Origin of the sequence: Eubacterium xylanophilum ATCC 35991 (genome assembly GCF_000518685.1) — a bacterium.
Lineage (GTDB): Bacteria > Bacillota > Clostridia > Lachnospirales > Lachnospiraceae > Eubacterium_F > Eubacterium_F xylanophilum.
In genome coordinates this window covers 151,394-174,742 of sequence record NZ_KI912472.1, presented here as the reverse complement: position 1 = coordinate 174,742, position 23,349 = coordinate 151,394, and the positions used below count along the sequence as shown (strand labels likewise).

Here is a 23,349-nt window from a genome sequence, read left to right as displayed (position 1 = left end):
GACTTCGTATGTGTATTTGGAAGCATTGGAAAACTCCGCAGAATAGAGCTAAGAATTTGATGAAGCTGGACGTACCAAGATGGGCAGCGTATAAAATCGCCTATTGTGGAGACAGATATGCAAGACTCGCTCACAATGGATGGGTACAAAAGGCTATAAGTAAAAAGAGACTAACCTCATTTGGATTAGTCTCAATGTTAGATTACTACACCGAAAGGTGTGTTACTTGTTAAGTTGATTGAACCGCCGTGTACGGAACCGTACGCACGGTGGTGTGAGAGGTCGGGGGATTATTCAAATCTCCCTCCTACTCGATTTGCTGGTCTTACTCCCTGCGATCGTAAGACAATTTGTGAAACGCATATTGCTGGTCTTACTCCCTACGGTCGTAAGACAATTAATCGGAAACGCATATTGCTGGTCTTACTCCTTTCAGTCGTAAGACAATTTTCCCTTTACTTTTTTGCTAAAAAATGATAGAATCAATATGATGCGACAGTAGTAGATTTTTTTAAATGCTGCAACCTAGCATGATATTATGGAGGTAAAGATGATATCTAATCAAATTTTGCAAAACACTATTGAGGGAATACATAAGATTATCAAAGGGCATTTGTGTGTGCTTGACACAGAAGGGAATGTTCTTGCGTCAACTTCTAAGGAATTGCCGGACATATCTGTACACGCCAAGGCTTTTGTTGAGTCACCGGCGGAGAGTCAGGTTATTAATGGATATAATTTTTTCAAGATAATTGATGATAATCAAGTTCAATACATGGTAGTTGTACAAGGCGACTCCGAAGAGATATATACAATTGGTAAGTTGATAGTCTTTCAATTTGAGGGATTGTTGCGCGCATACAAGGAAAGATATGATAAGGATAATTTTATCAAGAATTTGTTGCTTGACAACCTGCTTCTCATTGATATTTTCAATCGCGCCAAGAAGCTTCACATTGAGACCAATGCTTCAAGGGTTGTCTTCATTGTAGAAACTACAAAGAGCAAGGACAATGGTGTTCTTGAGACAGTGAGAAATCTCTTTGCCAATCAAGCAAAGGACTTTATCACAGCAGTTGATGAGCAGAATATTATCATTGTCAAAGAAGTCAATGAGAACGAAGGGGTCAATGAACTTGAGAAGACAGCCAGCGTAATCGTTGATATGCTCAATACTGAGAATATGATAAATGTTAGAGTATCATTTGGTACTGTTATCAGAGAACTCAAGGAAGTATCTAAATCATATAAAGAGGCGAAGCTCGCTATGGATGTAGGAAAGATTTTCTACAGTGACAAGAAAGTAGTTGCCTATAGCAAACTTGGAATAGGACGTCTTATATATCAGCTTCCTATGCCACTTTGCAAGATGTTTATCAAGGAAATATTCGGCGACAATGCACCGGATAAGTTTGAGGATGACACACTTGAGACAATCAATCAGTTCTTCAAGAACAACCTCAACGTGTCCAGAACGGCCGAGGTTCTGTATATTCATAGAAATACCTTGGTATATCGTCTCGACAGGTTAGTTAAGATAACTGGTCTTGATATTAGAAAGTTTGAGGATGCTATAACATTTAAGATAGCATTGATGGTAGTTAAGTACATGAAGTACTTAGAGACAATAGATTATTAGAAGAAAAGAGAAAAGAAGGTAGTTGTATGGCGGTTGATAATAAACGACCAATCATTGCGATGGATAATGTGAGCAAGCAATATCAGACAGGTGTTGATGCTCTCAAGAGAGTTACTCTTCGCATTGAAAAAGGAGAATTTGTATTTGTAGTTGGTAAGAGTGGTTCGGGAAAGTCCACATTTATCAAGCTTTTGTTGAGGGAGTTAGACCCTTCAGAGGGAAAGATTTACATTGCGGGAAGACTTGTCAACAACATGAAGCGCAAGCAGGTTCCACTGTACAGAAGAAATATTGGAGTGGTATTCCAGGACTTTAGATTGCTAAAGGACAAGACTGTATTTGAGAATGTAGCATTTGCGCAGAGGATAATCGGAAGAACCAAGAAGGAGATTATCAGAAATGTTACGACTATGTTGACGATAGTTGGACTCAATGACAAGGCGGATGTATATCCTGATGAGTTGTCAGGTGGAGAACAGCAGAGAGTTGCCATTGCCAGGGCATTGGTAAATCAGCCACCTATATTGCTGGCGGACGAGCCTACGGGTAACCTTGATCCTCAGACAGCGAAGAGCATTATGGTTTTGCTCAATCAGCTCAACAAAATGGGAACAACAGTAGTTGTGGTAACTCACAATGATGAGTTGGTTGATATGCTGAAGAAGAGAGTTATTCGTCTTGATGGCGGAGCTGTGGTTAATGACAAAGAAAAAGGTGGATATTACGATGAGGGGAATTAGTGTATTTTCATATTGTTTCAACCAGGGAATTAAAAGCCTAAAGCGCAATAGGATGTTTACGCTGGCTTCAGTGGGAACGATATCTGCATGTTTGTTGCTATTCGGAGTATTTTACTTCATAACAAGCAACTTCCAAAACATGATTTCTGAGATAGAGTCGACAGTGGGATTGACAGTTTTCTTTGAGGAAGGTGCTTCAAAGGGGCAGATTGATTCTATCGGAAATGCAATTAAGCTGAGAAAAGAAGTTGACAATGTCAAGTTTATTTCAGCTGAAGAGGCATGGGAAAAGTTTTCAGAAGAGAATTTCAAAGATAACAAAGAGCTATTAGATAGTTTTAGTGGAGACAATCCGCTAGAGGATTCGGCATCATATCAGGTTTCTCTGAAAAATGTTGCCACCCAGGAAGAAGTTGCAAAGTATATCGAAACCATAGAGGGCGTCAGGTCTGTAAAGCGTTCTGAGGATACTGCTAAGGGACTTGAAAATGCCAACAAGATGGTTAGTTATGTATCGGTTGTACTTATTGTGATTCTTCTGTTGGTATCTATATTCCTCATCAATTCGACTATTTCAGCCGGTATCGAAGTGAGAAGGCAGGAAATAGAAATCATGAGACTCATGGGTGCGTCAGACTTTTTTATCAGAGCACCATTTATGGTTGAGGGAATTGTTATCGGATTTATCGGTGCAATAGCGCCGGTTATAGTATTGCTCATTGCATATAAGGCAGTGACTGCATATCTCTTGAGTAAGTATGAAGGACTTCTCAAGTGGTTGTCATTCCTCAGTATGGGCGAGGTGTTTAGTATATTGATACCAGTTTGCTTTTTGATTGGTGTCGGAATTGGTTTTTTGGGAAGCTATATTACTGTTAGAAGACATATTAGTGTTTGATAAGGGAAGTGAGAAGTGATGTTTAAGAGAATTGTTGCAACATCTATGTTGTGTTCTATTTTAACTTCATATACGCTGGCAGGAGTGGGGGATTACTCATATGCCAAGAGTAATGTTCTCTATGCGCCAACAAAGACAGCGGCTGACTTTGAGACCAAGGAGTTCGATGAGGCTATCAAGAAGGCTGAGAAGATTAAGAAAGTTGCGCAAGAGCATATCGATGAACTGAAATCAGATATTAAGATATTAAAAACCAGCAAAAAGGGTATCCTCAAGTATATTACTGCAGTTGACAAGAAAACTGAGAAAATCAGTGATACACTTGACAAGGTTAAGAGCCAGGTAAAGGAAACCAGAAAGCAGGTTGGAGAAGCTGAGAAAAAGTACAGATTGGCTTCTAAGGTGGCAGAAGAGAAGTATGATGCCATGAAGAAGCGAATCAAGTATATGTATGAAAATGACAATGCAACTTACTTTGATGTACTATTTAATGCAGATAGTTTGTCAGAGTTGTTGAATAGATCAGAGTATATCAAGAAAATATCAGAGTTTGACTCTAAGATGTTTGAGAAGTATGCTACAGCAAGAAATAATGCTGAGAACAAAAGAGTAATCATGGAAACTCAGATTACTCAGATTACTTCCTTGCAAGGAGAAGTTAAGGAAGAAAAGGCGGCTTTAAAGGAACTTAAGAAGAGCAAGAAAACTCAGATTAAGCAGCTCAACAAAGTCATTTCAAGCCGCGGTGGAAGAATGAAGACTTTCACAACTAAGACAGCCAAACTTGAGGATAAGATTAACAACTTACTTCTTCGTAAGCAGAGAGTAATAGAGAAAAGAGAAGCAGAGAAGAAGAGAAAGCTTCAAGTCCAAGCTGCAGCATCTAATCGCGGTGGAGGCGGAGGTGCTAATATAAATGCAGCTACTAATCCGGATGCGTTTAAGGTAAATGCCAACGGACTCAGATGGCCACTTGATTTCAAGACTAGGATTTCGTCTAGGTTCGGTGCGAGAACAGCTCCTACGCGCGGTGCCAGCACATATCACAAGGGAATCGATTTGAAAGCTGTAACCGGAGCCAAGATCAAGGCTGCAGGAGATGGAGAGGTAGTAACAGCAACCTATAGTGCCACAGCCGGAAACTATGTCATGATTTATCATGGAAATAGTATGTATACAGTTTACATGCATGCATCAAAGCTTAAATGCAGAGTTGGTGATACTGTTAAGGCAGGGCAGACTATTGCCCTTGTTGGAAGCACAGGTATCTCCACAGGATCACATCTCCACTTTGGTATATCTGTAAATGGAGCTTATGTGGATCCGCTAAATTACATTAAACCGCCAAAGAAGTAGGAATTAAGTCATGAGATTTAAAGCATTTTTGAAGAAATATAAGGATTATTTGATTGGAGTATTCACAGGAATTACATTCTGTGTGGCAGTTTACGTTATTCTCCTTATGTTTGGAATTTTTCCCTTTGAGGGGAAGGTTGTGGGAGGCATCCACAACAAGACTAGGATTATCTCCGATTGCATAGAGAAATACTATCAGGGCGAGTACGACGAGCAGAAGCTGATTGACGGTGCTGCAAGTGGTATGGTTGATGCCTTGGGAGATAAATACTCTTGTTATTATTCAAAAAGCGAGTACAAAGATAAGAAAGATCAGATCAATGGTCAGTATGTCGGAATCGGCGTAACTATGCAACAGAAGGATAACGAGAGAATAAAAGTTGTCAGTGTTAATGAAAATGGTCCGGCGGCAAAAGCCGGAATGCAGGTTGGCGATGTCATCTTAAAACTAGATGGGGTTGACTATACTAGCAAAAAAATCAAAGACCTGACAGATGTTATTAAAAATGATAAGAATAAGAATAAGACTTTCGTCATCACTGTGGAGAGAACAGGAGAAGATGGAAAGGCTCAAAACATTGATATCAAGGTTGTCACAGATACAGTTAAAGTAGTAAGTGTAGCTAGTGAGATGATTGATGGATATGGATATATTCGCATTGCAACATTTGACAATGAGACAGATGATCAGTTTAAGAAGAAAGTTGATGATTTGGAAAAGCAGGGCGCCAAGGGGCTGCTCATTGATTTGAGAGACAATGGTGGTGGAATCGTGGATTCCGCAATTAATATGCTCAACAGACTTCTTCCCAAGGGAAAACTGATTACAGAGAAGAGCAAGCGAGGCGAAGATGTGGAGTATACTTCAGACGATGAGCAAAAGTATGATAAACCTATTGTAGTGCTCGTCAATGGAAATTCTGCATCGGCTTCAGAGATATTTGCAGGCTCTCTCAGAGATAGAGCAGGAGTCAAGCTGGTTGGAACCAAGACTTATGGCAAGGGCGTAGTTCAGTCTGTTATCAGTCTTGAGGATTCCTGTGGTGGCGGACTTAAGTTGACGACATCGGAATATTTTTTACCTAATGGTGAAACTATTCATAAAAAGGGTTTAACACCCGATATAGTAGAGGAGTACAAAAAACAAAGTGAAGGTGCGTACTCCAAAGATCAAGATAGTGTTCTGCAGAAGGGACTTGAGGTTCTCAAGGCACAGTAGGGCATAAAGGCGGCGTCCCAGAGGCGCTGCGACTGACCTTCATAGACATACGGGCTAGTACTGGTTTCGACAGGCTGGCTGAAGGTGGAGAAGCTATCCGTGGACCGTGACCACGTAAAAACATGGAACTAAATATAAACGCTGATAATAAAACATTAGCTGCTGCCTAAGCATAGGCAGTTGTCTGACCTGATGCACCTACACGTCGGGACCCAGGCATCAAACATGTAGGAAACGGCACATATTAAGCTTTGCGTATGTGGACGTATCATGAAGCTACTAAAGTGCGAAGAATGTTCATTTTCGTCGCATAGAGGGAATGTCAAATAATGAACTATGATAGTAGAAGTACATTGGATCCCAGTTTGGACGCGGGTTCGATTCCCGCCTGGTCCACTAAGTGTGCTGAGTTGACTCGGAGGGGTTCTCAGTGCAAAGCAAGTGACGTAGGTCCCTCATCGTAGATGGGGGCCAAAATTTTAAAGGAATAAATAAGGTGTGAAAATATGAGCAAGAAAAAGATGAACTCAAGAAGGAAAGAGAATATCAATTCACTTATAATAATGCTGGTTGTAATACTGGTACTTGTGGGATTTGGTGTTGGAGTATACTTTACAGCAAAGGACAATGAAAAGTACGATGAGTCCGAGGTAAATGGTACAACGGCGAGAGTTACCAAGAAAGTGGAGTTGGCCGATGGAGAGCTCTGTGATTTCCAAACCAAAGGAAATATTAAGCTTGCAAATTATAAGGGATTAAAGGTCAAAGTGGAGCCCGAAGAATCTGATGTCATATCAGAGATTGTAGATAGGTCCTCTGATGAAGGCGATTCTAAGTCCAAGATTGTCGAGAATGGCGACATGGTTTGTGTCACATATAAAGCCAAGAAAGATGGTCAGGAAATCGAGGAGGCCTCCTCAGAAGATGATTATATCTGGCTTGGACGAGGTGACTACATAGACGGATTTGAAAGTGGTATAGTGGGAGCTACAGTTGGAAAGAAGAAAAAGTTTAAATGCAAATTCCCAAAAGATTATAATGATGAGGATCTTGCAGGACAAACTGTAGATTATACTGTTGAAGTGTCAGCAAAGTGTGGTGTCAAAGATGTGGAGAAGATGAGCGACAACAAGTATCACACTTTGGCGGAATATTTTTCTTTTGAACACGACGAACAATTAAAGGATAATAGGGAAAATAAAGGCGATTTGGTCTGGGAGGATTATAAGGAAAAATGTGAGATTGTGTCGATCCCTAAGAATATTTTGAATGACGCAGTGGAGAGCACAAGGACAATGTATGAAAACTTTGCCAAGGTATCGGATATGACCCTTGAAGAGACTTTGGGACAGTTTGGAATGGACGAGAATAGTATCGGTGAAGTTGGCGAGGAGACTGCACAGGATATCTTGATTTCAAAGACTATTCTTGCGAAGGAAAACTATACGGTCACTGATGAAGAGTATGTCGAGTGCATCAATTCTGCGCTCGGATACGAGGGGAAAGACAAGAAGACAGATTTAGAGGCGTTGATTAAAGAGTACAAGGAACTCCAGGGCCTTAGACCCAAGGATGAGACATTGGTCGACATTGCCAAGAAGGTTATTGGAAAGTATGCAGTAGAGAAGAAGTAAGAAAAAGGAGTAGGATGTTATATGGCAAATCCTTATGTAGTTGATAGCTTTGAATTTGACAGTAAAATAGTCTATGACAGGGCGGTCAAGGAGACGGAAGTTATCAAAACTCTGACGGAGAAGTACGATGTTTCCAACGGGAAAGTTGCATATAAGATTTACAAGAAAGCCTGTAATGAAAGGGTTTTTTCCACTGTTGTTGGATACTCTTTTATGAACAAGCTTCGCGCCACCATAGTGGAGACCGGCACGGCGAGTCCCTTGGATTTGAAGCCGGTTTATGTTCCGTCAAAAAATGTGGATACCCTTGTGGGAATGCGCGGAGAAGAAAAGTATCAAAAACTCTATGGCGGTCAGAAAATTCTCAACAAGAAATTGAAAATAGCAGTATTTGCGCTAATCGTTGTTATTGCGGCATTTGTGATAATTGATTATAAGACAGAGTACTCTGTATTTACGTATTTTACCAATTATAAGGAGAATATGGAGAACGAATTAGTGGATAAGTATGAGAAGTGGGATTCTGAGTTGACAGAGAGAGAGGAAGCTGTGAAGATCAAGGAACAGGAATTGGGGATTAACACAGACGGAGAGTCTGCGACTTCCGAAAGTGCAGAGAGATAGCAAAGGAGCAAAACTATGGAACAGAAAATTTTGGTTGTAGATGATGAACAGAGAATGAGAAAATTGGTAAAGGATTTCCTCGTAAAGGAAGATTTTATCGTATTTGAAGCGGCTGACGGTGAGGAGGCAGTAGATATTTTTTTGAAAGAGAATAATATTGATTTGGTAATTCTCGATGTTATGATGCCAAAGATGGATGGATGGGAAGTTTGCAAAGAGATAAGATATTATTCCAAGGTGCCGATTATCATGCTAACAGCCCGCGGAACAGAGGATGATGAGCTCCTGGGATTTAAGCTTGGCGTTGACGAATATATATCAAAGCCGTTTAGTCCCAAGATTCTGGTGGCAAGAGTTAAGGCGATACTTAGGAGATCAAGTGCGGCGACGGAGGATGTGCTGGAATATGGAGACTTGGTGCTCAACAGATCTGCCCATCAGGTGTTTGTTGAGGGAAAACCGATAGAACTCAGTTTCAAGGAATTCGAGCTTTTGGCGTATTTTATGGAGAATAAGGACATAGCGTTATCCAGAGAGAAGATATTGAACCACGTCTGGGCCTATGATTATGTGGGGGAAGATAGAACGATTGACACCCATGTGAAGAAATTGAGAAGCAAAATGGGTGAAAAATGTGGAAAATACATCAAGACCATATGGGGAATGGGTTATAAGTTTGAAGTGTAGGTGAGATTTTGACATGATGAAATCAATGAGAACAAGGCTGGTTTGCATAAGTACAATGATGATAGTTCTTAGTATTGTACTTTTTCTTGTTATGAACATTTGCCTACTTCCTCGTTTCTATGAATATTCAAAAAAACATCAAATGAATAATGTTTATTCACAGGTTTGCAAGGTTTTTGAAGAAAACAGTTGGGATGAAAATGACACTGAAAAGCAGATTGACATCTATGACAGCGTGGATAAAATCAGAGAGAACTCGGGTGTATCTCTATATGTGATGCAGATAAAGGCCAATGTCAACAATGGAGACATAAGTGAGGTAACATATCTCTATCCAAGTATGAGTGGACGAATGCAGGATTTGAACCTTGAGCTTTTGCGCAAGTATGTGCAGTTCAAGCAAATTGGGTCCGTGAATGATGAAAACTATGAAGTGTTGGAGGGCAATGACCAATATGAAATGTTCCGCGTTTACGATAAGCGCGTGGACTCCAGATACATCGATTTGGTGGGCGGTCTCCAGGATAAATACTGGATTTATATCAGAAATAGTTATTCAAGTATCAACGAAAGCGCATATATATCCAACAAGTTTATCATTTATGTGGGAGTTTTTGTGACGATTTTGTTCATTGCAATTATGGTATTTGTCAGCGCTGGATATACAAAGCCGATTCTACGCCTGGCAAAGATTGCAAGGCAGATGGAAAAGCTTGAGTTTGACGTAAGATATACAGACGACAGGAAAGACGAGATAGGAGTCCTTGGCCATAGTATGAATTCTCTGTCGGATAAACTCGAGGAAACCATATCTGAACTAAAAACAGCCAATAACGAGCTTCAAAAAGACCTTGAAAAACGTTCCGAGCAAGAGGAGATGCGCAAGGAGTTTATAGCTAACGTATCCCATGAGCTGAAGACGCCTATAGCGCTGATCCAGGGCTATGCTGAGGGCCTCAAGGAAAATATCAACGATGACAGTGAGAGCAGAGATTTTTACTGTGAAGTTATAATGGATGAGGCGGAGAAAATGAGCAAGATGGTGAAGAACCTTCTTGAATTAAATCAGTTGGAGTTTGGTAATGGCGTGATTCAGTTGGAACATTTTGACATACAAGAAGTCGTAAGTGCAGCGGTAAATTCTGTGGATATAATAGTTAAGCAGAAGAATGTTAAGCTCTTATACGAGAAAAATGATCCGATTTATGTATGGGCAGACGAATACATGATAGCGGATGTTATAACAAACTATATAAGCAATGCGTTAAATCACGTTTCCGGTGAGAATGTCATCGAAGTGAAGGTCGTGGATGGTGAAGAAAAGGTCAGAGTCAGTGTATTTAACACAGGCGAGAAGATACCGAGAGAAGATATAGGCAAGATATGGGAAAAGTTCTATAAAGTTGACAAGGCCAGGACGAGAGAGTATGGCGGCAATGGAATAGGACTCTCCATAGTTAAGGCTGTTATGGAAGCTCTAAATCAAGAATATGGAGTTGAAAACTACGACAATGGCGTAGAGTTTTGGTTTGAACTTGACAAGACCAACGGCGATTAAAATCGGAAATTTGATTTGAAGTTTAGGGGTACTTGTGATAAAATTGAATTAGGTATATTGTCTATCAGAACATTTATGAAATCCTACAAAGGAGAGCAACTATGAAAAGATTATTTAACAATAGATTTCTCTTTGCCATGATGGCTATAAGCTGTCTTATATTTACTGGATGTGAGACCAAAAAGCTGTCAGAGGAACAGGAGAATAGTATAGCTGCTTATTCGGCACATGTTCTGTTGCAGCATTCACAGGGATTTGATAAGAAGTTAGTGAAGAATGCCGAAGTGACGGAGGCTCCGGTACGACAGGAAGTTAAAGCTACGGCGGCGCCTACAAAGGCACCGGTGGCTTCCCAAAACCAGTCCACTGATAATGGGGAGACGGCAGCAGATCCTAATGCGACACCAGCGCCGAAGGAAGTAGATATCAATGCTATATATAATATTAGCGGAGTTGATATTAAATATATAAACTATATGGTTGGAAGAGCATATCCCAAGGAATCCAATGAATATCAATTGACTGCACAAAAGGGTGATAAGTTGTTGGTTATGGAATTTGACTTGAAGAATCAATCAGGGACGACTAAAAAGATTAATCTCATGAAGTCGGGTATTACTTACAAGTTGTCATTGGACGGCGAAGAGTACTCGCCTACTATAGTCATTTTAGAGAATGGTGGCCTGAACTATCTCAAAACCAAGTTGAAGGCTGGTGGGACTGAGAGAGCGATTCTATCCTTTGAGGTTCCGGATGCTTCGGCCAAATTCAAAGAGGGAAGCCTTAAAATCGCGAAGAATAATAGCGTTTCGACAATAACGCTCAAATAATATAAGCACAAAGGAGATTAAGATGGACGAATATGTAGAGAAGAAAAGATGGTTGTTTTTGGGACTTCCATTTACATTTACAACATATACAATCAACAAGAAAAAGATTAATATTAGAAAAGGTTTGTTGAATACAACAGAAGATGACACCCTGTTATATAGAGTGACTGATGTTAAGCTAGTAAGAAGTTTATTTGAGAAGATGGCCGGTCTCGGAACAGTGGTTTGCTACTCGGCGGATAGCACTGATCCGGCTTTGCATCTAACACATATCAAGAACTCAAGCGCCATAAAGGAATTTATCCTTGAGGAGTCAGAGGAAGAGAGAAGAAGAATCAGAACACTTCACACCATGGGACTCAATTCTCCTGCGGGTGATGTGGATGATGTTGATGGCGTAGATATGTTCTAGGTGGTAAGAAGTACGAAAAGGGGGAATAGGTATGGCAAATGATATTAGCAAAACAGGAATATTGCTGGAGAGTGGAACTAACGAATTAGAACTCCTAGAGTTCGTAGTTGGTGGACAGCACTTTGGAATCAATGTTGCCAAGATAAGAGAATTATGTAATTATGAAACTCCAACTCCTATTCCAAATTCACATGAGTATATCGAGGGTATATATATGCCCAAGGACATGTTGATTACAGCGATTAATCTGGCAAAGGCACTTGGAATTCCCAAGGAAGACAATCCATCTACGGATATGTATATCGTGACAAATTTCAACAGGGTATATACAGCATTTCACGTAGATCAGGTGGTTGGTATTCACAGATTGTCATGGGAAGATATGGTCAAACCGGATACGACTATGTCATCAGCTGCAAATGCCAGCGCAATAGGTGTTGTAAAGATTAATGGCAAGGTGATATTGGTACTTGACTTTGAAAAGATTCTGTCAGAGATTAATCCTGAGTCAGGACTCAGGGTTTCTGAGATAGATATGTTGGGTGAGCGTGATAGAAGTGATGTCAAGATTCTTCTGGCTGAGGATTCGGCTATGCTTCTGGAGATGATGAAGGATTGCCTGAGCAAAGCCGGATATGTAAATCTCATTCCAACGTCTAATGGACTTGAAGCCTGGAAGGAACTCAACAAAATCATAGATGATGGCGGCAAGATAGGAGAGGATATTTCCTGCGTAATTACAGATATTGAGATGCCACAGATGGATGGTCACAGGCTTTTGAAGTTGATTAAGGATGACAGGAGATTTAATAAACTACCTGTTATCATATTCTCATCTCTTGTAAATGAGGAAATGAGGATTAAAGGCAAATCACTTGGGGCGGACGCACAGTTGTCCAAACCTGAAATTGGTAATTTAGTAAAGATGATAGATTCATTGATTGGAAAATAAGAGTAAAAGGATAAAGGTCATGGCAGATAACAAGACTTCAGCAGAATCAATGTTTGACCAGCTTCTAGATGAGGCGAATACTGGTTCTGAAGAATTGAATTCAATTGAAGATGTAGACGAAAGCATGTCTAAGGAGGAAGTAGTCGGTATTATCAATAAGCTGATTGATATCGATGAGGAAGACTCCTTGGAGAATGAATTTGATGATGAATTATCTAGGCTTCAGAAGGAGGACTCTTCTTCTTTTGAAGCTGTTTTTGATACAGAAAATGTGGAGAACCAGATGATGGACATTGCAGAAGAAGACAAGGAAGATGCGGAAATGTTCAGTATCTTAGAGGAACTAAACGAGGGCAAGAAGCCGGAGCCAGAGCCAGAGCCGGAAGCCGAACCAGAACCGGAACCAGAAGCAGAGCCGGAACCGGAACCGGAAGCAGAACTAGAACCGGAAGCAGAACCGGAGCCAGAACCAGAACCAGAACCAGAAGCAGAGCCGGAACCGGAGCTAGAGCCGGAACCGGAACCGGAGCCGGAAGCTGAACCAGAATCGGAAGCAGAAGCATCGGCGGAAGCGGAGCCGGTATCAGTTGATGACATTTTCAATGATGCTTTATCAGCTGTTGCATATAGTGAGGGAGAAGATGATGATGAGGATATGGCTGCCCTTGAGGCGATGCTAGCTCAGGATAGGGAAGAAAAACCAGCCAAGAAGGAGAAGAAAAAGAAAGAAAAGAATAAAAAAGTCAAAGGCGAGAAAAAGGGCTTTTTTGCCAGAATATTTGGCAATATAATCACTGAGGAAACTGCAGAGGAAGAGGAGAGAGAGAGGCAACTTGAGGTATTAGCTCAGCTTGACAAAGAGGAGCAGAAGAAGGTTGCCAAAGAAAAAAAGGCTGCAGAAAAGGAAGAGAAGGAAAAGAACGCCGAGGCTGCAAGGCAGAAGAAAGAACAGGAGAAGGCAGCAGCTGCTGCGGCTAAGCAGGCTGCCAAAGAGGAGAAAAAGCGACTCAAAGAAGAGAGGGCCGCAGAAGAGGCCAAGGAACCTGTTGGAAAGATCAATCCTATCGGCGCAACTATAGTGATTTTGTTCTTTGTTACAATTGGAGTCGTTGTGATTCTCGGCATAACTATATATAGCCGTAAGAAGACTCTCGACAATGCGGAAGCGCTTTTTAACAGTGAAAAGTATGTTGAAGCATATACTGAGATCAACAAACTGAGCATAGGTGAATCAGAGCAAACTTTGTATGACAAGATTGCCCTTTGCTCGAGAATTCAGAACCAGGTGATCTCATATGAGAGCTTCAAGAAGCTTGATCAGAACCTCGAGGGGATTGATTCGCTTATGAAGGGGCTAAAGGTATATGATTCCAATGTTGCAAAGGCAAATCAAGTTGGAGTTATAGGGCGAGTTAACAGCCTCGAGAGTAAGATAGCTGGCTATCTATATAATGATTTTGGGTTGTCTGAGTCGGAGGCGAGACGAATCAATGACAGCGCTGACAAGGTTCAGTATGCCAATGAACTCGAGAAATACGTTGAAAAATACAAAGACAAACAGAGAGACAAGTAGGCCCAGAGAAGAAAGAGAGGAACAACATGAGTCAGAATATCGTAATTGTAGATTATGATGCCGGAAATATCAAAAGCGTAGAAAAGGCAGTCCAATTCCTAGGATTTGATTGCAATGTAACGAGAGATTTGGAGCAAATCAAAAAGGCAGATAAGATTATTATTCCGGGCGTGGGATCTTTTGGCGACGCGATGGAAAAAATGAGACAGTACAACTTAGTGGACGTACTGAGAGATATAGCGGCAAAGGGAAATGTTCCGATGTTGGGAATTTGCCTTGGACTTCAGATTCTGTTTTCAGATAGCGAGGAGACTACCGGTGTAGAAGGACTCTCTCTATTGCCGGGACATATTGTGAAATTCCCAGATACTCCAGGTTTTAAGATTCCTCATATGGGTTGGAATTCGATTAAGATTAACAGTAATTCAAAATTATTTAAGGGAATAGAAGAAGATTCTTATGTCTATTTTGTTCATTCTTATTATTTGAAGGCCTCTAGAGAAGAGGATGTGGCAGCTACATCTGATTATATCCATCCATTTCACGCGGCTGTGGAGAGTGGCAATATCTTTGCGACGCAGTTTCATCCAGAGAAGAGTGGCGAAGTTGGATTGAAAATTCTAAGGAATTTTATTGAATTGTAGTTTGGATACAATTTAGCTATGGAGGAATGCTATGTTTACTAAGAGAATTATTCCATGTTTGGATGTAAATAACGGAAGAGTGGTTAAGGGAGTTAATTTTGTTAATCTAATAGATGCCGGGGATCCGGTTACAACAGGAGCCGCTTACGGAGAGGCCGGAGCGGATGAGTTGGTTTTTCTTGACATCACAGCTTCAAGTGATGCCAGAGAAATCAAGGCGAACATGGTTCGCAAGGTTGCTGAGACCGTTTTCATACCATTTACCGTTGGTGGTGGTATAAGAACTATAGATGATTTTAGAATGATACTGCGTGAAGGGGCGGATAAAGTTGCTGTAAACTCTGCGGCGATTATGAATCCCGACCTTGTTTCCGATGCGGCAGATAAGTTTGGTAGCCAGTGTGTAGTAGTTGCCATCGATGCGAAGCGGCGCGAAGATGGAAGTGGCTGGTCTATTTACAAAAATGGCGGCCGAGTGGATATGAATATAGACGCAGTGGAGTGGGCTATGAAAGCAGAGCGTTTGGGAGCGGGGGAAATCCTCCTCACAAGTATGGACTGCGATGGTACAAAAGATGGATATGACATCGAGCTCACTCGGACTATTTCTGAGAATACAGGAATTCCGGTTATTGCTTCTGGCGGCGCCGGAACGAAGGAACATTTTTATGATGCATTAGAAAATGGAAAAGCGGATGCGGTCTTAGCTGCGAGTTTGTTTCACTTCAATGAACTTCAGATTATGGACTTAAAGAAGTATCTAAGAGAGCGCGGAGTAAGCGTGAGAATATAATTATGTAAAGGTGATTGGAATGGCTGCGATAGACGGATTGTGGAAGGAAGTATTAAAGGAGGAGTTTGCAAAGGATTACTACAGAGATCTGTATGAATTTGTAAAAAAAGAGTATTCTACAAAGGTAGTATACCCTCCTGCTTCGAATATTTTTCAGGCATTGCACAAGACGCCATTAGACAAAGTCAAGGTGGTTATCTTGGGGCAGGATCCATATCACAATCCGGGCCAAGCTCACGGCTTGTGCTTTTCTGTGCAAAAGGGAGTGGAGATTCCACCATCCCTTGTAAATATATATAAAGAATTAAGCGATGATCTTGGAGTTGCGATTCCATCACATGGATATCTAGAAAAATGGGCGGATCAGGGGGTGCTTCTCCTGAATACTGTGCTCACTGTGGAGGCACATAAACCGATGTCACACAGAGGCAGGGGATGGGAAGATTTTACAGATGCAATTATAAGAGCTATATGCGCTCAGGACAGACCGATTGTATTTATACTTTGGGGCAAACCGGCGCAGAGCAAAGAGAAGATGATTCATAATCCCGAACATCTTGTATTAAAGGCTCCTCATCCGAGCCCGCTTTCAGCTTACAGAGGTTTTTTTGGAAGCAAACCTTTTAGCAAGACCAACGAATACTTGGTAAGCAAGGGAATTGAACCTATCGATTGGACGATTCCGGAATAATATAGATGTGGAGGATCATATAGTAATTTATGGGCAAACAATTGTTTATTGCAGAGAAACCTAGCGTTGCGCAGGAGTTCGCAAAAGTACTTAAGATGTCAGGGCGCAGAGGCGATGGTTTTATAGAATCTGAAAAGTATGTAGTAACTTGGTGTGTTGGCCATTTGGTCACAATGAGTTATCCGGACAAATACGATGAAAATCTCAAAAAATGGAGTTTTGACACAATTCCATTTATTCCAGAAAAATTCAAATATGAAATTATATCTGATGTAAAAAAACAATTCAATACGGTTAAATCTCTTCTGTTGCGAGATGATGTAGAGGCTATATATGTATGTACTGACTCGGGACGCGAAGGAGAGTATATATATCGATTGGTGGATATGATGGCAGGAGTGCCTGATTCCAAGGCAAAGTACAGAGTGTGGATTGATTCTCAGACTGAGGAGGAAATTCTCAGAGGAATCAGAGAGGCGAAAAGCTTGTCAGAGTATGATAACATAAGTGCCTCGGCCTATCTGCGCGCCAAGGAAGATTATCTTATGGGGATTAATTTTTCCAGGGCCTTATCCATAAAGTATGGAAATTGGCTTAACAAATCCTTGGATGATGGAAAGTGGACATCTGTGTCTGTGGGACGTGTTATGACCTGTGTTCTTGGCATGGTTGTCAGCCGGGAGTGGGAAATCAGAAACTTCCAAAAGACACCATTTTATCGTGTGATAGCTGACTTTGGCATAGAGGATAAAGTCTTCTCCGGAGAGTGGAAGGTGACACCTGAGTCCAAGTATCATATGTCCCCGGCACTCTATAAGGACAATGGATTCAAGGACAAAGAAAATGCTCTGGGACTCGTGGATGAGGTAAAAAACTCTGAGGATCAGTGCATCATTCAAAGTGTCAATAAGAAAAAAGAGAAGAAAAATCCTCCGCTACTTTTTAACCTGGCGGAGCTTCAAAATATCTCGTCAAAGCTTTTTAAGATTAGTCCGGATGAGACCTTGGGTGTTGTTCAGGAGCTATATGAGAAGAAACTTGTGACATACCCGAGAACAGATGCAAGAGTGCTTAGTACCGCTGTTGCAAAGGAGATAACCAACAATCTTAAGGGACTTCAGAACTATCCAATGGCTTTGCCTATAGTCAAGAAGATAGCTGAGATGAAGAGTTATGAGAATCTTGCCAAGACAAGGTATGTGGATGATAAAAAAATAACGGATCACTATGCCATTATACCTACGGGACAGGGGCTAAATGCCCTCAATTCTCTAAAGCCTATTCATGTCAAGATGTATGAAGTTATCATGAGAAGATTTCTCAGTATTTTCTTCCCGCCTGCGGAGTATCAGAAGGTGAATATAGATATATCCAAGGGAGCAGAACATTTTTTCACTTCTACGAAAGTGTTGGTGGAGGAAGGTTTTTTGCCGGTGAGCAAGTACTCGTTTGTCAACCGCAAGGAGGACGATGAGGATAAGAAATCAGAGGATGAGGAATTTGAGTCAGTCGACTTGAAGGATATATTGGATTTGTTGAAGAAGGGCACTGTGCTTGATCTCAAGAATTGCGATATCAAGGAAGGAGCTACGACTCCCCCTAAGAGATACAAATCCGGTACTATGATTCTTGCCATGGAGAATGCGGGGCAGCTCATAGAAGACGAGGAGTTGAGAGCTCAGATTAAGGGAAGTGGAATAGGAACTAGCGCCACTAGAGCGGAGATTCTCAAAAAACTGGTTAAAATCGGCTATATGAAACTTGAGAAAAAGACCCAGACCATATCGCCAACTCTAAAAGGTGAGTTGGTTTACTGCATAGTTAGATATTCTATGCCGGCCATGTTATCGCCGGAACTTACAGCGAGTTGGGAAAAAGGTCTAAATGGTGTGGCCGAGGGGAATATCACAGAAGATGAGTATATGTCAAAGCTCTCACAATATGTAAAGAAACTTGTGGGAGATGCTAAAAATATGAATAATCTCGGACAACTGGCATCGTATCAGCGACTAGTTGTGCCATATTATAATAATGGAGGAAAGAAGAATGCAAAGAATAAAAAATAGCGAATTATTCGATTTTTCGAAAACGATTGCCGCGGAGGTGTTTGATGGCACTATTTATCCGTATGAAGTATTAGGTAAAATAAGCGACTTCATAGTCAAGTTGGGAGAGAGTTTACCATTGGATAAATTTGACAAAAAGGGGGATAATATATGGATTGCCAAGAGCGCTAAAGTCGCTCCCACAGCCTTTATAGGAGGACCTGCAATAATAGATGAGGAAGCTGAAGTAAGGCATTGTGCCTTTATTAGAGGGAATGCAATTGTGGGAAAAAACTCCGTTGTCGGAAACTCGACAGAACTGAAAAACGTCTTGCTTTTTGATAATGTTCAGGTTCCGCACTATAATTACGTCGGAGATTCAATTCTTGGATATAAGAGTCATATGGGGGCTGGATCTATTACATCCAATGTAAAGTCGGACAAAACACTTGTGAAAATCAAGGTAGGAGACCAAACTGTGGAGACAGGACTCAAGAAGATGGGGGCAATCCTTGGAAACGAGGTCGAGGTTGGATGTGGAAGTATATTGAATCCCGGAACTATCATTGGATCCCATACGAATATTTATCCGCTGTCTTCTGTGAGAGGCTTTGTACCTGAAAAAAGCATCTACAAAAACCAAAATGAAGTGGTAAACAAATACTAAAATAAGTCATAAATATGTCAACTTTAATTTGTAAGAAAAATATTCCGCAATTGTCGTCGAAATGTGGCGAAATTGCTAGTATTTTAAGCAAAACAAAGTTGACATAATTTTTTTATTGTGATAAAATTTTAAACGTAGATGTATATTTGTATACAAAGATACTAAAAAAATTGTAGAAAAGGAGAAGATTTATGAACAACAAAAAATTAGTTGCAACTTCTTTGGCGTTCGCTCTTGCAGCTTCACTTGTATCTGTTAATCCAGATGTGGCTGATGCAGCAAAGAAGGTTAAGCTTGCTAAGAAGACTGTTACCGTAAAAGTTGGTAAGAGTAAGACTGTTAAGCTTAAAAACGTAAAGAAGAAAAAAGTCAAAAAGGTAAAGATTAAGCAGACAAAGAAGTCAAAGAAGATTGCCAAAGTTAGTTGGTCTAAGAAAAAACCATTGAACATTAAAGTCAAAGGTAAGAAAAAGGGCACTACTAAGGTGACAATCAGAGTTAAAGTTAAAGGTAAGAAAAAGTATACTAAACTTAAACTCAAGGTAAAGGTTAAGAAGGTTACAAAGGCAGCTACGAAGACAGCAGCACCTGCATCAAGTGCAGCGGCTTCAGCAGCAGCTTCAAGTGCAGCACCTTCAGCAGCAGCAAGCGCAGCAGCTTCAGCAGCAGCTTCAAGTGCAGCAACAGCAGCTCCAACTGCAGTAACTACACCTGTAGCAACTCCAACGGCTACTGTAGCCCCAACACCAGAGGGAAGCAAGCCACCAGCCGTAACAGCAGCACCTAAAGTTGAATTGACAAAGGATAATGTCGTTACATTTGGAAAGGAGACAACAGGTGATTATGGACAGGTTTCATTCAACGAGGATGGAACTGTTAACTTCAAGACAGATAAGCCAGCTGATGAAGAGGGAGTAGTTACAGGTTCTGTATTTAACAACGGATGTGTATTCTACCTTTCACCAGATAAGAAGAAGGTAAGTCTTGAGGGATATAAGTATGTTAAGCTTAAAATTAAGCTCAGTGAGACTTCAATCAACTCTGAAAATAAGCCTATGGAAGTATCTATGATTACATTCTCAGGTGGAGAAGATCCAGGAAATTACTGGGATAAGCATGATACATGGGGAACAATGGTTGAAGCTAGAGAGAACGAGGATGGAACCACAACATACATCTACCCAGTGGACGATAATACATTCTCAGCTCTTAAGAAGGCTACAGCAGTAGGATTCCTTATTAAGGCAACAGACTATGTTGGTGATTATACAGGTGAAGAGCCATACAAGCCAGCTGAAGCTACACTTTATAGCATCAAATTCAGCAACAGTCTTGAAGATGAGCCAGAAGAGACAGAGACTCCTACACCAGCACCTTCTTCAGAGACAATGGCTCCTGTTACAGATGGAGACTACACATTCAATGTTGCAGCTGCAGCAGATATTGCAGGATTTACTGCAGTTAAGAAAGTTGATGGTGGTATCAGACCTGACTTTACAGGAAATTATCAGAGAGTTATCTACAAACTTCCTGATGACTTCAATATCAACGATTACGAAAAAGTAGAGATGGTTGCAAATGTTCCAAATCAGTTGTCATTCTCTATCTTCAATGCAGATATTGATTTGACAGATCCTGACTATTGGCAGAATTCTCTCTACGACAACTATCCATTCTATAATGGTTCATTCACAGACAGAGAGCCAGGTGGAGTTGGTACAATTAAGGGCGAAGAAACTTTAGTTATGGATCTTAGCAAAATAAAACCAGCAACACTTAAGGGTGGTTATGTAACATTTGGAGTAAATGGCAAGCCTGAAGGAATCTATGATGAGAATGCTGGTCCTATTGATGAAGAAACTGGGGAACCAGAAGGTGCAGATGATTGGTCTAAGGTAGATTATGTAATCAAGAGCATCAAGTTCATCAAGAAAGAGAACATCGTTACACCAGCTCCAGATGACATTAAGCCACAGGAGATGGGAGTTGCAATCCCTACACCTGTTGTAGGCGGTGTGACAACTAATGATGTTGAAGCATCTGCCCTTATCGAAGGACCTAAGCCAAATTACAATGGATGGGCACCACTTTCAGGTATCGATTTCAGTAAACTTGATGTTAAACCAGGTACAGTTACTAAGATTGCCTTGTTCGGAACATTTACTGGAAATACAAAGACTAAGGGCCCAGATGATTGGGGTACAGCTCAGGCTGTAGTTACCTATAATGGTGAAACTGTTGCAAGTAAGTACAATGTTAGAAATGCAGCACTTACTTCTGCAGATGGCTTTGTAATTGATATTGCAAAGGAAAAAGGTGTTGTAGACCTAAGCAAGATTCAGATCGTCCTTCAGAACAGTGAAGAAATGGTTGATGGCAACAAGCTCACACTCAATGTAAACAAGATTGCGATCGAGACAGTTGTAGACAATGCTGGTCCAGCAATTGAGCCAGAAGTAACTGGTGATTTTATAGCTCTATACGAACTCAAGGAGTCAGCTGATGCAATCGGAATGAACTTTGACATTGATGGAACAAGAGTGACTCTTGATGATACACAGCTTTCATCACTTGAGGGTGTGGCAAATGTCAAGAATCCTGATGAGTTCTATGATAAATGGGTTGCAATTGATACTAGAGAAGTCGCTAACATGGGCGGATTCTATGTCAAGGTAACTAATAATACTAATGATAAGTCAGGTCAGACAAAGAATGTTTACATCAAGAAGACTGGTGACGTTACTGCTCTTGAGCATGATTATTCAGGATACTATGTAGTAACAGTTAAGAAGACTGACACAGAGAATACATACAATGTTAATATTAACAAGTATTCAGTGTCAGAGACAGATTCTGAAGTTAAACCTGTTCAACTTGAGTCTACAGAGAAGTATGACGCTACATTTGAAAAGGTTGAGGATATGTATGCATCAAATATCAAGTTTGATGGTACAGAGTTTAATATTGCAGTTGGTGGAGGAGCAGTCCAGTTCTCCAATGATCCATCTGTAGTTTACGCATATGTAGCTCCAAATAAGAGTAATCCAGCATACTTCTATGTAATGACAAAAGATAGTGATGTAGCTAAGTTAATTGCAGACAAGAAGATTTCAGTATCTGAGGCTAGATAAATATTTGTAACTAGTAGAGTCTTCAACTAGACTTATTATATACAGTGGCTCATGGCTATGCCATGCGCCACTGTGTTTTGATAACAGACAATCTATATGACATGACTAAGTATGATAATGGAGAATTATGATGACAAGAGAACTTTCTTTAAAGCTTTCGTATAAGATGACGACAGCGTTGTGTTTGGCGTCGCTTGCAGTCTCGTCTGTGGCGGGAAATGTAAGTGCTGCATCCAATAATAAGATAAATAATAAGAATATAAGTATTTACAAGGGATCAAAATATAAGATAGATATAAATAAACCAAAGAAGTATTCATTTAAAACTTCCAATAAGAAAATTGCTGTTGTAAGCAAAAAAGGAATTGTAAAAGCCAAGAAGTGTGGAAAGGCCATAATTACCGTTAAGAAAAAGAAAAAGACGGTGGCTAGGTACAAGATTAAAGTTGGCTGTTATATGAAAAATTTGAAAGTGACATCAGCGAGTGTAGTTACCCTTTCCAAGGGGAATACATCGATAATTAAGTATAGAGTATCGCCGGGCAATGTTTTATATGGTGGAGCGAAGTTTAAATCCGCCAATCCTAATGTTGCATCTGTCGATAAAAATGGAAAAATCACAGCGAAAGCAAAAGGCGAAACGACAATTAGCGTTACATCAAAAGCTACAACTTCCAGTGGTAAGAAAAAGACCAAAAAAGTTGTTGTAGTTGTTACAGAACAGCTAGTCGTGAAGCAGCCGGAATATGTAATAGCAGATCAACAGAGTACTGCAACCCCAGGGCACAGTACACCAAAACCCGATACTGACTCTTCTGAATCGGGAGTTGGCGGTAAGGAAGAGAATAAGGTTGAGATCCCTGCTTCAGTTCCGGATACTCAGTCAGTGGCTACAGTATTTCTTGTTACAGACAAAGATACCGGAAAGCTTGGAACTGCTTATCTAATCAACAGATCTGCAGTTTGTACATCTTCATTAATATATGATGGAAGAGTTTTTCAGTCCAATGACAAGGTGAAGACTATGCTTGTTGGTTTATCAAGCACAGATAAAGGTCTCAAACAATCTTCCGGAGACAAAAGGATAACTGTTGTTAAGGAGATGGGTACTAATATAACAACAATTACAGATAATTTGAAAGGCATAACATATACGCTGAGAGCGTATTTTAAAGATCCATATTTTGGTTCAAATTATGGATTAATAGTATTCGAAGGAGATACTAGAGATATATTTAGTATTACATAGAAATGAG

Annotated in this window: 20 protein-coding genes, 1 other RNA gene and 1 pseudogene; all 22 read left to right on the top strand. The window is 40.6% G+C overall.

The features are described 5' to 3' along the window. Nucleotides 1-233: pseudogene (locus L877_RS14320) on the top strand (group II intron reverse transcriptase/maturase); the annotation flags it as partial. Nucleotides 234-550: 317 nt separating this feature from the next. Further along, nucleotides 551-1,639: a PucR family transcriptional regulator gene (locus L877_RS0110140; protein WP_026835973.1), complete on the top strand. Its 1,089-nt coding sequence runs from the start codon at nucleotides 551-553 to the stop codon at nucleotides 1,637-1,639. Nucleotides 1,640-1,689: 50 nt separating this feature from the next. Beyond that, nucleotides 1,690-2,379, top strand: coding sequence for a cell division ATP-binding protein FtsE (gene ftsE / locus L877_RS0110135; RefSeq protein WP_026835972.1), 690 nt, complete (start codon nucleotides 1,690-1,692; stop codon nucleotides 2,377-2,379). Beyond that, complete coding sequence (ftsX, locus tag L877_RS0110130; protein ID WP_242837144.1) at nucleotides 2,339-3,277, top strand: permease-like cell division protein FtsX; 939 nt, start codon at nucleotides 2,339-2,341, stop codon at nucleotides 3,275-3,277. The genes ftsE and ftsX overlap by 41 nt, the downstream gene beginning before the upstream one ends. Before the next feature lie 18 nt (nucleotides 3,278-3,295). Then, nucleotides 3,296-4,633, top strand: a complete 1,338-nt coding sequence (locus L877_RS13660; RefSeq protein WP_051437817.1) for a murein hydrolase activator EnvC family protein — start codon at nucleotides 3,296-3,298, stop codon at nucleotides 4,631-4,633. 10 nt (nucleotides 4,634-4,643) lie between these two features. Next, the gene (locus tag L877_RS13005; RefSeq protein ID WP_051437816.1) at nucleotides 4,644-5,852 is read left to right on the top strand and encodes a S41 family peptidase; all 1,209 of its coding nucleotides are present in this window, start codon (nucleotides 4,644-4,646) and stop codon (nucleotides 5,850-5,852) included. A gap of 51 nt (nucleotides 5,853-5,903) precedes the next feature. Continuing rightward, nucleotides 5,904-6,251, top strand: a transfer-messenger RNA (tmRNA) gene (ssrA, locus tag L877_RS13955). Nucleotides 6,252-6,358: 107 nt separating this feature from the next. After that, the gene (locus L877_RS0110115; protein WP_026835970.1) at nucleotides 6,359-7,486 is read left to right on the top strand and encodes an FKBP-type peptidyl-prolyl cis-trans isomerase; all 1,128 of its coding nucleotides are present in this window, start codon (nucleotides 6,359-6,361) and stop codon (nucleotides 7,484-7,486) included. Between the two features lie 21 nt (nucleotides 7,487-7,507). After that, on the top strand, nucleotides 7,508-8,110 hold the full coding sequence (locus tag L877_RS0110110; RefSeq protein WP_026835969.1) for a hypothetical protein: 603 nt from the start codon (nucleotides 7,508-7,510) through the stop codon (nucleotides 8,108-8,110). Nucleotides 8,111-8,125: 15 nt separating this feature from the next. Beyond that, nucleotides 8,126-8,797, top strand: coding sequence for a response regulator transcription factor (locus L877_RS0110105; protein WP_026835968.1), 672 nt, complete (start codon nucleotides 8,126-8,128; stop codon nucleotides 8,795-8,797). A gap of 142 nt (nucleotides 8,798-8,939) precedes the next feature. Continuing rightward, the gene (locus tag L877_RS0110100) at nucleotides 8,940-10,355 is read left to right on the top strand and encodes a sensor histidine kinase (RefSeq protein ID WP_207637259.1); all 1,416 of its coding nucleotides are present in this window, start codon (nucleotides 8,940-8,942) and stop codon (nucleotides 10,353-10,355) included. Nucleotides 10,356-10,456: 101 nt separating this feature from the next. After that, complete coding sequence (locus L877_RS0110095) at nucleotides 10,457-11,185, top strand: hypothetical protein (protein WP_026835966.1); 729 nt, start codon at nucleotides 10,457-10,459, stop codon at nucleotides 11,183-11,185. A 22-nt stretch (nucleotides 11,186-11,207) separates the two neighbouring features. After that, the gene (locus L877_RS0110090; RefSeq protein ID WP_051437815.1) at nucleotides 11,208-11,597 is read left to right on the top strand and encodes a PH domain-containing protein; all 390 of its coding nucleotides are present in this window, start codon (nucleotides 11,208-11,210) and stop codon (nucleotides 11,595-11,597) included. Between the two features lie 31 nt (nucleotides 11,598-11,628). Beyond that, the gene (locus tag L877_RS0110085) at nucleotides 11,629-12,549 is read left to right on the top strand and encodes a chemotaxis protein (protein ID WP_026835964.1); all 921 of its coding nucleotides are present in this window, start codon (nucleotides 11,629-11,631) and stop codon (nucleotides 12,547-12,549) included. A gap of 19 nt (nucleotides 12,550-12,568) precedes the next feature. Beyond that, the gene (locus L877_RS14315) at nucleotides 12,569-14,122 is read left to right on the top strand and encodes a hypothetical protein (RefSeq protein ID WP_207637258.1); all 1,554 of its coding nucleotides are present in this window, start codon (nucleotides 12,569-12,571) and stop codon (nucleotides 14,120-14,122) included. Between the two features lie 26 nt (nucleotides 14,123-14,148). Beyond that, nucleotides 14,149-14,766 (top strand): imidazole glycerol phosphate synthase subunit HisH, encoded by a 618-nt coding sequence (gene hisH, locus L877_RS0110075; RefSeq protein ID WP_026835963.1) that lies wholly within the window; start codon nucleotides 14,149-14,151, stop codon nucleotides 14,764-14,766. A gap of 31 nt (nucleotides 14,767-14,797) precedes the next feature. Continuing rightward, entirely contained in the window at nucleotides 14,798-15,559 is a 762-nt protein-coding gene (gene hisF, locus L877_RS0110070) for an imidazole glycerol phosphate synthase subunit HisF (protein WP_026835962.1), read from the top strand. Between the two features lie 19 nt (nucleotides 15,560-15,578). Continuing rightward, nucleotides 15,579-16,250: a uracil-DNA glycosylase gene (locus tag L877_RS0110065; RefSeq protein WP_026835961.1), complete on the top strand. Its 672-nt coding sequence runs from the start codon at nucleotides 15,579-15,581 to the stop codon at nucleotides 16,248-16,250. Nucleotides 16,251-16,279: 29 nt separating this feature from the next. After that, nucleotides 16,280-18,316 (top strand): DNA topoisomerase, encoded by a 2,037-nt coding sequence (locus L877_RS0110060; RefSeq protein WP_026835960.1) that lies wholly within the window; start codon nucleotides 16,280-16,282, stop codon nucleotides 18,314-18,316. Continuing rightward, nucleotides 18,297-18,962, top strand: a complete 666-nt coding sequence (locus L877_RS0110055) for an LbetaH domain-containing protein (protein WP_026835959.1) — start codon at nucleotides 18,297-18,299, stop codon at nucleotides 18,960-18,962. The genes L877_RS0110060 and L877_RS0110055 overlap by 20 nt, the downstream gene beginning before the upstream one ends. Before the next feature lie 191 nt (nucleotides 18,963-19,153). Beyond that, a complete protein-coding gene (locus L877_RS0110050) occupies nucleotides 19,154-22,093 on the top strand; it encodes a hypothetical protein (RefSeq protein ID WP_026835958.1) in 2,940 nt (979 codons plus the stop codon). Nucleotides 22,094-22,220: 127 nt separating this feature from the next. Next, complete coding sequence (locus L877_RS0110045; RefSeq protein ID WP_084554863.1) at nucleotides 22,221-23,342, top strand: Ig-like domain-containing protein; 1,122 nt, start codon at nucleotides 22,221-22,223, stop codon at nucleotides 23,340-23,342. Nucleotides 23,343-23,349 lie beyond the last annotated feature (7 nt).

Excerpts from the sequence above, each read along its gene's own strand:
- L877_RS0110105 (WP_026835968.1), top strand. The coding sequence starts at position 8,126 with ATGGAACAGAAAATTTTGGTTGTAGATGATGAACAGAGAATGAGAAAA.
- L877_RS0110060 (WP_026835960.1), top strand. The coding sequence starts at position 16,280 with ATGGGCAAACAATTGTTTATTGCAGAGAAACCTAGCGTTGCGCAGGAG.
- L877_RS0110110 (WP_026835969.1), top strand. The coding sequence starts at position 7,508 with ATGGCAAATCCTTATGTAGTTGATAGCTTTGAATTTGACAGTAAAATA.
- hisF (WP_026835962.1), top strand. The coding sequence starts at position 14,798 with ATGTTTACTAAGAGAATTATTCCATGTTTGGATGTAAATAACGGAAGA.
- ftsX (WP_242837144.1), top strand. The coding sequence starts at position 2,339 with ATGACAAAGAAAAAGGTGGATATTACGATGAGGGGAATTAGTGTATTT.
- L877_RS0110140 (WP_026835973.1), top strand. The coding sequence starts at position 551 with ATGATATCTAATCAAATTTTGCAAAACACTATTGAGGGAATACATAAG.
- L877_RS13005 (WP_051437816.1), top strand. The coding sequence starts at position 4,644 with ATGAGATTTAAAGCATTTTTGAAGAAATATAAGGATTATTTGATTGGA.
- hisH (WP_026835963.1), top strand. The coding sequence starts at position 14,149 with ATGAGTCAGAATATCGTAATTGTAGATTATGATGCCGGAAATATCAAA.
- L877_RS0110045 (WP_084554863.1), top strand. The coding sequence starts at position 22,221 with ATGATGACAAGAGAACTTTCTTTAAAGCTTTCGTATAAGATGACGACA.
- L877_RS0110115 (WP_026835970.1), top strand. The coding sequence starts at position 6,359 with ATGAGCAAGAAAAAGATGAACTCAAGAAGGAAAGAGAATATCAATTCA.
- L877_RS0110095 (WP_026835966.1), top strand. The coding sequence starts at position 10,457 with ATGAAAAGATTATTTAACAATAGATTTCTCTTTGCCATGATGGCTATA.
- L877_RS0110100 (WP_207637259.1), top strand. The coding sequence starts at position 8,940 with ATGAATAATGTTTATTCACAGGTTTGCAAGGTTTTTGAAGAAAACAGT.
- L877_RS0110090 (WP_051437815.1), top strand. The coding sequence starts at position 11,208 with ATGGACGAATATGTAGAGAAGAAAAGATGGTTGTTTTTGGGACTTCCA.
- L877_RS14315 (WP_207637258.1), top strand. The coding sequence starts at position 12,569 with ATGGCAGATAACAAGACTTCAGCAGAATCAATGTTTGACCAGCTTCTA.
- L877_RS0110085 (WP_026835964.1), top strand. The coding sequence starts at position 11,629 with ATGGCAAATGATATTAGCAAAACAGGAATATTGCTGGAGAGTGGAACT.
- L877_RS0110050 (WP_026835958.1), top strand. The coding sequence starts at position 19,154 with ATGAACAACAAAAAATTAGTTGCAACTTCTTTGGCGTTCGCTCTTGCA.
- L877_RS13660 (WP_051437817.1), top strand. The coding sequence starts at position 3,296 with ATGTTTAAGAGAATTGTTGCAACATCTATGTTGTGTTCTATTTTAACT.
- L877_RS0110065 (WP_026835961.1), top strand. The coding sequence starts at position 15,579 with ATGGCTGCGATAGACGGATTGTGGAAGGAAGTATTAAAGGAGGAGTTT.
- L877_RS0110055 (WP_026835959.1), top strand. The coding sequence starts at position 18,297 with ATGCAAAGAATAAAAAATAGCGAATTATTCGATTTTTCGAAAACGATT.